Annotated in this window: 13 protein-coding genes; 11 read left to right on the top strand and 2 right to left on the bottom strand. The window is 49.9% G+C overall.

Annotated elements, in window-relative coordinates:
- Positions 1-218: 218 nt before the first annotated feature.
- Positions 219-1613: an acetyl-CoA carboxylase biotin carboxylase subunit gene (locus BLR06_RS17050; RefSeq protein ID WP_092074797.1), complete on the bottom strand. Its 1395-nt coding sequence runs from the start codon at positions 1611-1613 to the stop codon at positions 219-221.
- A gap of 320 nt (positions 1614-1933) precedes the next feature.
- Here BLR06_RS17050 and uvrC point away from each other — a divergent pair, with 320 nt between their 5' ends.
- The 5 genes from uvrC to rd all read left to right on the top strand — a co-directional run bounded on the left by uvrC (position 1934) and on the right by rd (position 6125).
- A complete protein-coding gene (gene uvrC / locus BLR06_RS17045) occupies positions 1934-3730 on the top strand; it encodes an excinuclease ABC subunit UvrC (RefSeq protein WP_092074796.1) in 1797 nt (598 codons plus the stop codon).
- Positions 3731-3972: 242 nt separating this feature from the next.
- Positions 3973-4476 carry a LemA family protein gene (locus BLR06_RS17040; RefSeq protein ID WP_173812959.1) on the top strand — a complete coding sequence of 168 codons (504 nt, stop codon included), beginning with the start codon at positions 3973-3975 and terminating at the stop codon, positions 4474-4476.
- 56 nt (positions 4477-4532) lie between these two features.
- The gene (locus BLR06_RS17035) at positions 4533-5297 is read left to right on the top strand and encodes a TPM domain-containing protein (protein ID WP_092074794.1); all 765 of its coding nucleotides are present in this window, start codon (positions 4533-4535) and stop codon (positions 5295-5297) included.
- Between the two features lie 236 nt (positions 5298-5533).
- A complete protein-coding gene (locus tag BLR06_RS17030) occupies positions 5534-5743 on the top strand; it encodes a hypothetical protein (protein ID WP_092074793.1) in 210 nt (69 codons plus the stop codon).
- Between the two features lie 220 nt (positions 5744-5963).
- Entirely contained in the window at positions 5964-6125 is a 162-nt protein-coding gene (gene rd, locus BLR06_RS17025) for a rubredoxin (RefSeq protein WP_092074792.1), read from the top strand.
- An 83-nt stretch (positions 6126-6208) separates the two neighbouring features.
- On the opposite strand, the gene BLR06_RS17020 is transcribed toward rd, so the two are convergent.
- The gene (locus tag BLR06_RS17020) at positions 6209-6748 is read right to left on the bottom strand and encodes a DUF3231 family protein (protein WP_092074791.1); all 540 of its coding nucleotides are present in this window, start codon (positions 6746-6748) and stop codon (positions 6209-6211) included.
- Positions 6749-7101: 353 nt separating this feature from the next.
- Here BLR06_RS17020 and mdh point away from each other — a divergent pair, with 353 nt between their 5' ends.
- The 6 genes from mdh to BLR06_RS16990 all read left to right on the top strand — a co-directional run bounded on the left by mdh (position 7102) and on the right by BLR06_RS16990 (position 12457).
- Positions 7102-8040 (top strand): malate dehydrogenase, encoded by a 939-nt coding sequence (mdh, locus tag BLR06_RS17015; protein ID WP_092074790.1) that lies wholly within the window; start codon positions 7102-7104, stop codon positions 8038-8040.
- A gap of 291 nt (positions 8041-8331) precedes the next feature.
- Positions 8332-9345 carry an alpha-hydroxy-acid oxidizing protein gene (locus BLR06_RS17010; RefSeq protein ID WP_092074789.1) on the top strand — a complete coding sequence of 338 codons (1014 nt, stop codon included), beginning with the start codon at positions 8332-8334 and terminating at the stop codon, positions 9343-9345.
- Complete coding sequence (locus BLR06_RS17005; protein WP_092074788.1) at positions 9339-9869, top strand: methylated-DNA--[protein]-cysteine S-methyltransferase; 531 nt, start codon at positions 9339-9341, stop codon at positions 9867-9869. The genes BLR06_RS17010 and BLR06_RS17005 overlap by 7 nt, the downstream gene beginning before the upstream one ends.
- Positions 9870-9921: 52 nt before the next feature.
- A complete protein-coding gene (locus tag BLR06_RS17000) occupies positions 9922-10266 on the top strand; it encodes a phage holin family protein (RefSeq protein ID WP_092074787.1) in 345 nt (114 codons plus the stop codon).
- A gap of 149 nt (positions 10267-10415) precedes the next feature.
- Positions 10416-11216 (top strand): Cof-type HAD-IIB family hydrolase, encoded by an 801-nt coding sequence (locus tag BLR06_RS16995; protein WP_092074786.1) that lies wholly within the window; start codon positions 10416-10418, stop codon positions 11214-11216.
- A gap of 92 nt (positions 11217-11308) precedes the next feature.
- Positions 11309-12457, top strand: a complete 1149-nt coding sequence (locus tag BLR06_RS16990; RefSeq protein WP_092074785.1) for a glycerate kinase — start codon at positions 11309-11311, stop codon at positions 12455-12457.
- The last annotated feature ends 136 nt before the right edge of the window (positions 12458-12593 follow it).

Raw genomic sequence — 12593 nt, 5'->3', positions numbered from 1 at the left:
CTGGCGGAAGCCGCCGCCATGAATGCGGCCGCCTGCCGGACAGTCGCGGAGTGATGTGTTAACCACAGAGGACACGGAGTACACAGAGTGGAACAAAAATATTACCCTAATGCTTTGGTGAACCCTCCGTGACCTCTGTGTACTCTGTGGTTAAAAATATTTCCCCCACCGGTTTTACGCAAAAAAACAGACTTCCGTGAGAGGAAGTCTGTTTAAATCTACCAGGCGCTGTTTACCAGTGAAGTGTCGGCAGCGCGCGGATTAAGTTTTTTCGGCTTGACCGGCTCACAGCTTGACATGTGTTTATAGACAAACTGCGTATCAATGTCACCGGTACAGAAGTGCGGATTAGACAGCACCCTTTGGTGAAACGGAATGGTGGTTTTAATGCCGGTAATTCTGAATTCATTCAGTGCGCGTATCATGATCTTAATTGCATCGCCACGGGTCCGGCCATGGGCAATGACCTTGGCAATCATGGAGTCGTAATACGGCTCAACGGCTAAACCGGCGCAAACGCCGCTGTCAATGCGGACCCGGGGACCACCGGGTTCGTGATAAAATTCTATTTGACCCGGCGCCGGCAGGAAATGATTTTCCGGATCTTCAGCATTAATCCGGCACTCAATGGCATGGCCGAGATACTGAATATCCTCCTGACGTTTATTGAGCGGCTCACCGGCGGCAATCCTAATTTGCCGGCGAACAAGATCAATTCCGGTGATTGTTTCGGTAATTGCATGTTCAACCTGAATGCGGGGATTAATTTCCATAAAGTAAAATTTACCGCTTTTTACATCCATTAAAAATTCAACAGTGCCTACATTCGTATAATGAACGCTTTTGGCGGCCCGGATGGCCAGAGCGCCAACTTTGTGCCGCATTTCCGAAGTCAAAGCGCTGGATGGCGCTTCCTCCAGGATTTTCTGATTACGGCGCTGCAGTGAACATTCCCGTTCGCCAAGGTGCAAAATATTGCCAAAATTATCAGCCATAATCTGAACTTCAATATGACGGGACTGGGAAATATAATTTTCGAAGTAAAATGCGGCTTTGGTAACATCGACCTTGTGCAGGGCGGTTTCCAAATCCTGTCTGGTATTGATGACAAACATTGATTTGCCGCCCCCGCCGGAAACCGGCTTTAAAATGACCGGATAGCCAAGCTCTTCGGCGAACTGGTAAGCTTCTTCATTGTTTTTAATCGGATTTGTCCCTTTGGTCATTGGCAAGCCGGCAGCTTTCATGGCCGCGCGGGCTGCATCTTTGTTGCCTACTTTACGAATGGTTTCAGACCGGGGACCTACCCAGATGAAGCCTGAATTAGTTACCAGATCGGCAAAGTCAGCGTTTTCCGACAGAAAGCCGTAGCCAGGATGAATGGCCTCAGCTTTGGTAGCTGTGGCTGCTGCAAGGATTGCTTCCATATTTAAGTAGCTTTGTGCTGCGTCCGCCGGCCCAATATGATAGGCATAATCCGCTAACTGTACATGCAGGGCATGCTCGTCAACATCAGAATAGACAGCAACAGTTTCAATCCCCAGTTCCTGGCAGGCCCGGATGATTCGGACAGCAATTTCGCCTCGATTAGCGATAAGGAGTCTTTTGAACATCGGTGTAGACCTCCCATTTACAATTGTTTTTGTAGAAAAATAACTATACAATTAGATTCTAACGAGGTACATTATATTACAGGATTGTACATTAGACAATGCCTTTTGTTAAAGTATACACAGGCGCCGCCCGTTTGCGGAAGTATTCCGTTATATTACGGTAAAACCGGGGCAGCTTTAACCTGGGTAACAAAAATTCAGCTGGTTTAAATCCAACTGAAAGCAGCGATTTATTGTGCAATTAGGCTTTGAATAATGTGTGATTATTATAACATTCTTTGTCGGATTTATCAATAGCATTAAAGAAACGGAGGCTTGGCATGACAGACGAGTTACAGGAAAAGCTGCAGCTGCTGCCCGATAAGCCCGGCGTGTACCTGATGAAAGATGCACAGGGGCGGATTATCTATGTTGGTAAAGCCATTAACCTGAGAAACCGGGTCCGGTCTTACTTTCAATCAAGCCGGAATCTTTCGCCAAAGGTTCAGGCGCTGGTTGCCAGGATTATTGATTTGGAATATATTGTTACGGCATCTGAAATTGAGGCTTTAATTTTAGAATGCAATCTTATCAAAAAGCATCACCCCAAATATAACATAAGTTTACGGGATGACAAAAGTTATCCTTATATAAAAGTAACCAGTGAAGATTATCCCAGAGTGTTTGCCACCCGCAAAGTGTTAAAGGACGGGGCGCGTTATTTTGGTCCTTATACCAGCGCCGGCGCAGTCCATGAGACGCTCCGGCTGCTGAAAAAATTATTCCCGCTGCGCAGCTGCCGGAAGCTTGATGCGCAGCGCCCCTGTCTGGAATATCATATCAAGCGGTGCCTGGCTCCTTGCTCCGGTCAGGTTAAGGTAGAAGAATATCAGGCAATGATCAAAGCGGTGTGTCTGTTTCTGGAAGGGCGAAGTGACGCCCTGGCGCGGAATTTGCGCCAGCGGATGGACCAGGCTGCCGGACAGCTGCAGTTTGAGCTGGCAGCCAAACTTAGGGATCAACTGACTGCTGTGGAAAAGATTACGGAAAAGCAAAACATTGTCACCGGCTCAGGCGACCAGGATGCCATTGGCTTAGCCCGCACCGCACTGGGCAATTGCGTGCAGGTGTTTTTCATTCGCAGCGGTAAAATGGTAGGCCGGGATCACTTTTTATTATCCGGCGGCGAGGATGAAACCGATGAGGCTATGCTTACGGCATTTATCAAACAATATTACAACCAGGCGGCTTTTATCCCCCGCGAAATATTGTTGCCGCTGGATTTAGCCGAACAGCAGCTGCTGGCGGACTGGTTAACCGGCAGTAAAGGCAGCCGGGTGGCAGTTGAAACGCCTAAACGCGGGACAAAAAAAGATATTGTCCATATGGCGACCGACAATGCGGCGATTGTACTGGAAGAGCAGGCCGGCAAGATCCAGTCCCGCAATGAACAGACCGAAGGCGCGGTCAGGGAACTGGGACAGTACCTCGGACTGCTTCAGCCGCCGGAACGGATGGAATGCTTTGACATATCCCATATTCAAGGCTCGGAGACTGTGGCCTCCATGGTGGTATTTGAAGGCGGCCTGCCAAAAAAATCCGACTACCGGCGGTTTAAGCTGAGAACAGTGGAAGGTAAACCCGATGATTTCAAGTCGATGCAGGAGGTGGTGCACCGCCGGTACCGCGAGGCAGCCGAGCCATTGCCTGATCTGATCATTATTGACGGCGGCAAAGGACAGCTCAGCTCGGCTCTGGAAGTTATTCGCGGCGTTGGTCTGCATGAGATTCCGGTCATCGGCCTGGCAAAAGAGTTTGAGCATATCTTCCGGGAAGGCTCCGGCGAGCCGCTGATTTTGCCGCGCCATTCACAGGCTCTGTACCTTATTCAGCGGATTCGGGATGAAGCGCACCGGTTTGCCATTACTTATCACCGTAAGCTGCGGGCTAAGCGTAATCTGGTGTCGGTGCTTGATCATGTCAGCGGTATCGGCGCCAAACGCCGCAAAGCATTATGGGAAGCCTTCGGCAGTTTGAGTAAAATGAAAGAGGCCTCAGCCGAGGAACTGGCGGCGGTGCCGGGCATGAATTTACCGGCAGCGCAGGCGGTGTATGAATTTTTCCGCCGCCGGCCCTAACCTTGCCTCTCAATCTAACCCGGTCAAGGTACTGGATTGGCATGAAAAAACGAAAGATGGTATAATAATAGCGGTGTTTACTTATCCTGGGACGAGCGGAAAGTTACAGGCATAGGTAAAAGCCGGCGGCTCCCGCTGCCATTCAGGCTTCGGCGCAAGCCGGGCTTTCCAATACATATTTGGAGGTGTTTGATTTGAAAGGTTGGATTATTGCCGGCGTCGTCGCGGCGCTGCTCGTTGTTATGGGGATCAGTGGTTATAATAATTTGATCACGCTCAATGAAAGTATTAACGGTAAATGGGCCCAGGTCGAAAATCAGCTGCAGCGGCGGGCCGATTTAATACCAAATCTTGTGTCCACGGTTAAAGGCTATGCCGCTCACGAACAGGCAGCCATTCAGGCGGTGGCCGACGCCAGGGCAAAATTGGCCGGCGCCCAGGGACCGGCAGCCAAAGGGGAAGCTAATTCCGAACTAAATGGCGCATTAAGCCGTCTGCTGGTTGTGGCTGAAAACTACCCTAATTTAAAGGCTGATCAAAATTTCCGGGCCTTGCAGGATGAACTGGCCGGTTCGGAAAACCGTCTGGCGGTAGCCCGCAGGGATTATAATGACGCCGTCCAGATGTACAATACTAAAATTCGTTCTTTCCCGTCCAGCCTTTACGCCGGTATGCTGGGGTTTGGCGCTAAGGAATACTTCAAAGTAGAAGAAGCTGCGAAACAAACGCCTCAGGTTCAGTTTTAAATTTGCAGGCCATTTCATGAAATTAACTTGACTGCAAGCGTGCAAGGGGGCTTTATATGAAAAAATGGCTGGCCTGGCTGGTACTTATCGGGTGTTTCGTTTTTGGCGCGGCCGCGGGGGCTGAGCCGAGTATCCCTTCAGCGCCGACCAGCAGTATTTATATTCAGGATTATGCCGGGGTTGTATCGGCTGACAGTAAAAAGCGAATCAATGAGCTTGGCAGTCAGCTGGCGGCCAAAACCAAAGCGCAGATTGTCGTGGTGACGGTAAAGACGTTAGGTGAGACTCCGCTTGAGGACTATGCCCTGGCGATTTTGCGCCAATGGGGAATTGGCGATAAAACGCTGAATAACGGCGTGCTGCTGTTGGTGGCGGTAGAGGACCGTAAATCCCGGATTGAGGTTGGCTATGGACTGGAAGGGGCGCTGCCTGATGCCAGAACCGGTCAAATCCAGGATGAGTATATGTTGTCTTACTTCAGGCAGGGCAACTATGACCAGGGAATAATGAACGGCTATTTGGCTGTAGCCGGAGTCGTAGCCAAGGAATATAACCTGGAGCTGAGAACAGCCGCTCAGCCGGCGGCCAAAACCCAGGCGACGGCTGAGCAGTCCTGGTGGGATGCCTTGCCCTGGTGGATGCAGCTGGCGGTTGGCGCCGGCGTGTTGCTGTTGTTTGTCGTTGACTGGCTGTTTTTCGGCGGCAGCATTACCTGGCTGCTGCTGTCCTTGCTTCGCTCCCGCGGCGGCGGAGGCGGCGGCGGCCGGGGCGGATATGGCGGTGGTTCCGGCGGCGGCGGCGGCTCCAGCCGCGGCTGGTAAAGCGATTAGAATGCAGCTAGCCTGTTCATCACAGGCTAGCTTTTTTTAATTAAATTAATGATAAAACTGGTTTTTTTTGCTCAGATAGGTTATGATTAGATTGTGCATAATTTCACGATTGCAATAACAACCAGCTAATTTTATTTAACCGGAGAAAGGCGGTGTAAATGATGAGCAGGCGCTGTATAACCTGATTTTTCCGAAATTTCAAAAAACAATTCAGGGGAGTGAGCGATATGTTTCGAGAAGATGGAAGCTCGATTATGCTGAATGAAATTAATCAGGATTTTGTACCGGAGCTTTTTATTCAGTATTTAAATTGTTCAGGCCGGGTAACGTTCAGGCATACTGAAACTGAAGAGCGTTTGGAAATAGATTTAGCTACCGTTGATGCTGTGCAAATGATTGCCAAACGCTTTGGGATCAGACCGGTGCACCAGTATTGATCAGGCTGTAAGTTGAAAAGCTTCGCTTAAGCAGGCCAAAGTGCTTAAGCGAAGCTTTTTGACAGCCGGGGATTGTTCGCCTATTGCTGTAAAGTCAGTTGATTAAGCAAATAAATAAGGTAATTTGGAAAAATGGTAAAATGGAAAATTAGTATTGAATAAGATTATTTATGCGTGTTAAAATATACAGGTAAATTGAAAATTAGGGAGTGATTATGTAATGGAAAAGTGGACTTGTGTTGTTTGCGGCTATGTTTATGATGAAGAAGCCGGTGATCCGGATAGCGGCATTGCCCCTGGTACTAAGTTTGAAGATATTCCCGAAGACTGGGTCTGTCCTGTCTGTGGCGTAGGAAAAGATCAGTTTGAAAAAACTGAGTAAATAGCTATCATACAATAAAACCTCCGGATGGCCGGAGGTTTTATTGTATGATACAGAAAGTGCAAGCAGTGGCGCGCACTTTTTTAGTGTTCAATTTTATGCAAGTGGGGCAGCCAATTGCGGTTAAGCATGAGTTGCAGCAGCCGATAGTCCCAGTCCAGCCCGGCGTCCAGCATTTTTCGGTACATTAACGCAACTTCAAGCTGATAGGATTGGTGTAAGGCGGTAAGCAAAGCGACCTGCGCGGCTTTGGCCATATTGCCGATGGTAATGGCAATTTCGCCATCGCTTAAACGTCCGTCATCGGGAATATTAAGATCAGTTTTGTGCAGCGTCCGTTGCTTAAACGACAGTGACGGCAAGTGTCCCCCACTGTCTTGCAGCAGGTGTTCCGATTGGCCGATAATGGTTTTGGTATGGCGGTCAATCGCTTCTTTGATAAGTTCTTTTAGATTGCTGTCCTGGGCATGGTTGTACATAACCTCCAAAGCTGCTATATTATAGCGACCCTGGGCAATAACCCCGTAAAGACCGGCGGCTTCAAGATAGTTAAGCGGTTCTTTATCAAAGAATTGATTAAAAACCAGACGGGTTTCGGAATTTACTTTATCAACGATAGACATTCACAGGCCTCCCTTAGCAAAATTTGAATTGAAATCATTTTATAGGATTACCAGTAAAATGATTTTGATACATAACATAAGGACGGTTCTTAATCTGCAGGGTGAACTTAGTCGAACATTTCATATTGCTTTTTAAGCAACTATTTGTTATAGTAGTAATTGGGTAATTTTATTGTATTTTATACAGTTAACAGGACTAGTCTGGGTAATTATTTAACTAATTAAATTAATCTTAGTTTTATTACTTTTTTAAATATCCAGTTTTGTTGATGAGAAGATGCGAAAGGCTGTTTTTTTTTGGATAAAGTTGGTCAAGCCAGGGCATCTCTTTAATAAAAGGAGGGTATATCATTATGAAAGTTACTGTTGTTGGTGCTGGTAATGTAGGCGCAACTTGTGCTAATGTGCTTGCACAAAAGGAAATTGCAAGCGAAGTGGTACTGCTGGATATCAAAGAAGGTGTCGCCGAAGGCAAGGCAATGGATATGATGCAGACATCTCATATGCTGGGCTTTGACAGCACAGTGATTGGCAGCACAAATGATTACAGCAAAACTGCCGGTTCAGCAGTCGTTGTCATTACTTCAGGCCTTCCCCGCAAGCCTGGTATGAGCCGTGAAGATCTGATCGGCACAAATGCCGGCATTGTGAAAAGTGTTGTTGACAACATATTGAAATATTCACCAGACACGATTTTTGTCATTATCTCCAACCCGATGGATACGATGACCTATCTTGCCCTGAAAGCAAGCGGCGTAGCGAAAAACCGGATTATCGGCATGGGCGGAATGCTGGACAGCAATCGTTTCAAATATTATCTGAGTCAGGCGCTGGGCGTTACTCCGACAGATGTTCAAGGCCTGGTGATTGGCGGTCATGGCGATACCACAATGATTCCTCTGACCCGGTTTGCTACCTATAACGGCATTCCTGTGTCCGAATTGTTGTCAGCTGAAACTCTGCAAAAAGTGGTTGCCGATACGATGGTGGGCGGCGCTACATTAACTAAACTGCTGGGTACCTCGGCTTGGTATGCTCCCGGCGCGGCCGGTGCGACGGTTGTCGAAGCCATTGTACGGGACGAGAAGAAAGTAATTACTTCCTGCGTATACCTTGAAGGCGAGTACGGTCAGAAAGATATTTGCATCGGCGTACCGGTCGTCATTGGTAAAGATGGCGTGGAAAAAATCATCGATTTTAAACTTAATGCTGAAGAACAGGCTTTGTTTAACAAAAGTGCTGATGCTGTGCGCGGTATGAACAACATATTGTCTGATATGAAACTGGTTTAACCCTATAAGGTTCATTTGAGGCAGCTCTTATTCTGAGCTGCCTTTTTATTTTCGTTGAATCCTCCGCCGGGTTAAGCTGATCCATGTTTCATGGCAGGAGAAATTTTTTATTTACAGAATTAACGAAATGCAACTCGTAAAATTACAGGATGAATTTCACGGGCTTACTGCCCGGCAAGCGGAGGCGCAGCACCTGCCGGACATAGATACACCCGGCTGAGCGAAAAAAGACCGTATGCTAATCTCAAAATTTAAGTGCGCATGGTACTAGTTAAAGAGGAGGCGTGAACTATGGATTTACAAACAGTTCGTAAGACCGCCCGGGAAAAACTGGGGGGCGTATGCCGTGTGTGTCCTGTGTGCGATGGCGTGATTTGCGCCGGGGAAGTGCCTGGTATGGGCGGCGTGGGAACAGGGACGGCATTCAGGAATAATATTCAGGCTTTGGCCGGGTTTAAGCTTAATTTGCGGACTGTCCATCATGTATCGCAGCCTAAACTGGCTTGTACCATCCTCGGAATAAAGCTTTCCGCGCCGGTGATTGGGGCGGCCATCGGCGGAATAGCGCTCAACCTGAATGCAGCTATGAACGAGCGGGAATACACCGGAGCAATTGTGTCGGGCTGTAGCCGGGCCGGCATCATTGGCATGACCGGCGATGGTCCTAAACCGGAGTTTTTCGCCGCCGGGCTGGAGGCCGTTCGCGCCGGCGGGGGACAGGGAATTCCAGTCATTAAGCCGCGGGAGACGGGGCTGATTGTTGAAATGGCCAATCAGGCCGCCGCTGCCGGCGCTCCGGCTTTCGGCATCGATATTGACGCCGCCGCCCTGATGAATATGACCAATGCCGGTCAGCCTGTGGGACCTAAGACGCCGGCTGACCTGGAATATATAAAAAAACATACCCGAATACCGTTTATCGTCAAAGGAATTATGACTGTTGATGAAGCCGAAGCCTGTTGTACGGCCGGTGCTGATGCCATTGTCGTTTCCAATCATGGCGGGCGGGCGCTGGATCATACGCCCGGGACGGCGGAGGTATTGCCGTATATTGCCGAAGCAGTCGGCGAGCGGTTAACAGTGCTGGCCGATGGCGGCGTTCGCAGCGGCGCGGATGTTTTAAAAATGCTGGCCTTAGGGGCACGGGCAGTACTGGTTGGCCGGCCCTTCGCTCTTGGGGCAATTGGCGCCGGTGATCAAGGAGTGACATTAATTGCCAATAAGCTCATTGCTGAGCTGCAGGCGGCAATGATCCTTACGGGGACCGCTGACATTAATACTGTTTCGGAGGAAACCATATGGTAGCGCTGACGGAATTATGCAAATCATTTTTTCTTACGGATTGGGGGCATGTTGCGGCTGTCTGGTCAGACCAGGGACTCTGGGAGCTTAGTTTTCCCCAACCGGCGATTGAGCTTGCCGTCGCCGGTCTTAGTACGGCGGCTGTCAGGCAACTGCCGGATTTGACGGATCACTGTCCGGAGGACGCTTTGCAGGACGAGCTGCGGATCTATTTCCGCGGGTATAGCGTTCCTTTTACCGTCCCGGTGGATTGGCGCGGCTACAGCCCGTTTCAGGCTGCTGTACTCAAACATACGGCCCGGATCGCCTACGGCCGGATGCAGTCTTATGGCGAAGTGGCCCTGGCTATCGGCAAACCCAAAGCTGCCCGGGCAGTTGGCGGCGCTTTGCATATCAACCGCACGCCAATTGTGGTGCCCTGCCACCGGGTGGTAGGCAAAAACGGCGCGTTAACCGGATTTGGCGGCGGCCTGGAACTGAAAAAAGCGCTGCTGCTGTTAGAAAACGAACAATATGTTTGTCAGTAAGCGGTTTCCAGGATATAATAGAATAAGTGGAATGCATAAGGGAGGCTAAACGGTGAGTGGTTTTTTATTGCGCATTATGATTAATGGCATAATGCTGTTCCTGGTGATTGTCAAATTTCCCGGAATTTTTGTGGATACCTTGGGCAGTACCTTGGTGGGCGTGACAATTATCGGTTTTGCCAATGCTGCGATCAGGCCACTGCTGGCAATCGCTGAACTGCCGTTTACCTGGCAGACGCTCGGCAGTTTTACGCTGTTTACCAATGTGCTGACGCCGATGATGGTAGTAAAAACGCTGCCTGGTTATCAAATCCATAGTATCATTGCAACGTTAGGCGGTTTATTGCTGATCACTGTCTGCAGCTGTACCCTGTCAAAGGTAATTAAGGATCGCTAATGAGGATTTTGCTTTGGCAAGGTTCTCTTTTTTTCGCTGGCCGGCAATTATACGAAGTTTACGTATCTGGCGGTTAACGCTGCTCTTTTTTTGCAGCAGGTCAAAATGGCCGAATTTATCATTGCGTTTAACCTGAAAGGAGTTACGATATGACAATAAAACTGTTAGCCCTGGATCTTGACGACACTTTGCTTAACAAATCCAACCTCATTTCACCGCGCTGCCGTGAGGCCATCAGGAAGGCTGTGGCTAAAGGCGTGATTGTAACGATAGCGACCGGCCGGATGTATGCGTCGGCCGTGCCGTTTGCCCGGCAGCTGGGACTGGATATACCGATCATAACTTATACCGGGGCGCTGATCAAATCCGGCTTGTCGGATGAGGTGCTGTTTACCCGCAGTTTTGAACCGGCGACAGCGGCGGAACTTCTGGAACTGTTTCGCGCGCGGGGCTGGTATATTCAGGTGTACCAGGGTGATAAACTCTATGTTGAAGAATATAATGAAAAGGCGCAAACCTATGAAGCGTTGACCGGGATCAAGGCTATTCCGGCCGGACCGGAATTATACAGCTTGGTTAATCATGTCTACAAAATGATGGCAATTGCTGAACCCGGGGCCATGAAGGAAATTGCCGAGGTGGTTCATTCAGTGTTCCAGGGCCGGGTTTTTGCGCCGCTGTCCCGCCCCAGGTATCTCGAGATGGTTCATCCCGATGTCAACAAGGGAGCGGCGATTGATTTTCTGGCCCGGCAGCTGGGCATCAAACAGTCGGAGGTCATGGCGGTAGGTGATTCCAACAACGATGTGGATATGCTGAAGTACGCCGGTCTGGGCGTAGCAATGGGCAATGCCATGCCCGGCGTTAAGGCAATTGCCGATGCAATAACGCTGACCAATGATGAGGATGGCGTGGCCGAAGCCATTTATAAGTATATATTAAACGAATAAACGCTTTTTTTCCTGGCGGCAGGAAAGTAACCGAATTTAGCCAATATTCTTATCAGTTTATACTATATTTTTGTCAAAGGAGTGTTTCAGCAATGAAAATTGTAGTGGCTCCCGATTCCTTCAAAGGCAGTGTATCGGCATTAGGCGTGGCGGAGGCAATTGAACGGGGCATTCGAAATGTATTTGCCGAAGCGGAGGTTCAACTGCTGCCGATTGCCGACGGCGGAGAAGGCACCATTGAGGCGCTGGTTACCGCTACCGGCGGCCAAGTGCTGTATGAGGAGGTTGTCGGGCCGTTAGGAACGACCCTTGAAGCTCAGTGGGGAATACTGGGCGACGCCGAAACAGCCATTATTGAAATGGCCGCAGCCTCGGGATTGCCGCTTGTGCCCGCTGATAAACGCGATCCGCGCATTACGACTACCTTTGGGACGGGCCAGCTGATTAAAGCTGTTTTAGATAAAGGCCTGCGGAAAATCATTATTGGCATCGGCGGCAGTGCGACCAATGACGGCGGCGTTGGCATGGCCGAGGCCTTAGGGGCCAGATTCCTGGACAGTGACGGCAAGACCCTGCCGCCCGGCGGCAAGGCCTTGGCCGATTTGGCCGTCATTGATCTTACCGGTTTGGATGAGCGGCTGCAGGAAACGACAATCATGGTGGCCTGTGACGTTGACAATCCCTTGTGCGGAGAGCGGGGGGCATCGGCTGTTTATGGACCGCAAAAAGGGGCGACTCCGGCCATGGTGGCCGAGCTTGATGCCGCCCTGAACAATTACGCCCGTATTGCCGAACAAGCAACAGGCAAAGCCATGGCCAGTTGTTCCGGCGCCGGGGCTGCCGGCGGACTGGGTGCAGGCTTGCTGTTTTTCACCAATGCCCAGCTTCGGCCCGGGGTGGAAATTGTCCTGGAGGCAGCGGGTTTTGCTTCGATGGTGCAGGACGCCGATCTAGTCATTACCGGTGAAGGCCGGACTGATTTTCAAACAGCTTACGGCAAAGCGCCGGTTGGGGTGGCTAAAGTAGCCAAGCAATTTGATGTTCCGGTTGTCTGTGTGTCCGGTGGTTTAGGCCAGGGGGCCGAGGATGTGCTTAAGCAGGGAATTGACGGTCTGACGAGTGTGACGCCGGGACCGATGACGCTTGAGCAGTGCATGGAAAACGGAGCGCAGCTGATCGAAGCGGCAACTGTCCGGCTGTGCCGCCTGCTTAATGTCGGCAAGTCTATGAATGTCAAATAAAGCGGGGGAACGGTGTTGAACCGCGAAGTACTCAAAGTACGCAAAGGGTTCACGATAATAATTTCAGCGCGATAATGATCGCGCTGTGTTTTTTTTTGCGTTCCCTTTGCGTCCTTCGAGTACTTTGCGGTTCAAG

It is taken from the genome of Dendrosporobacter quercicolus (assembly GCF_900104455.1).
Lineage (GTDB): Bacteria > Bacillota > Negativicutes > DSM-1736 > Dendrosporobacteraceae > Dendrosporobacter > Dendrosporobacter quercicolus.
The sequence above is the reverse complement of the archived record's forward strand: the minus strand, read 5'-3'. Positions and strand labels throughout refer to the sequence as shown.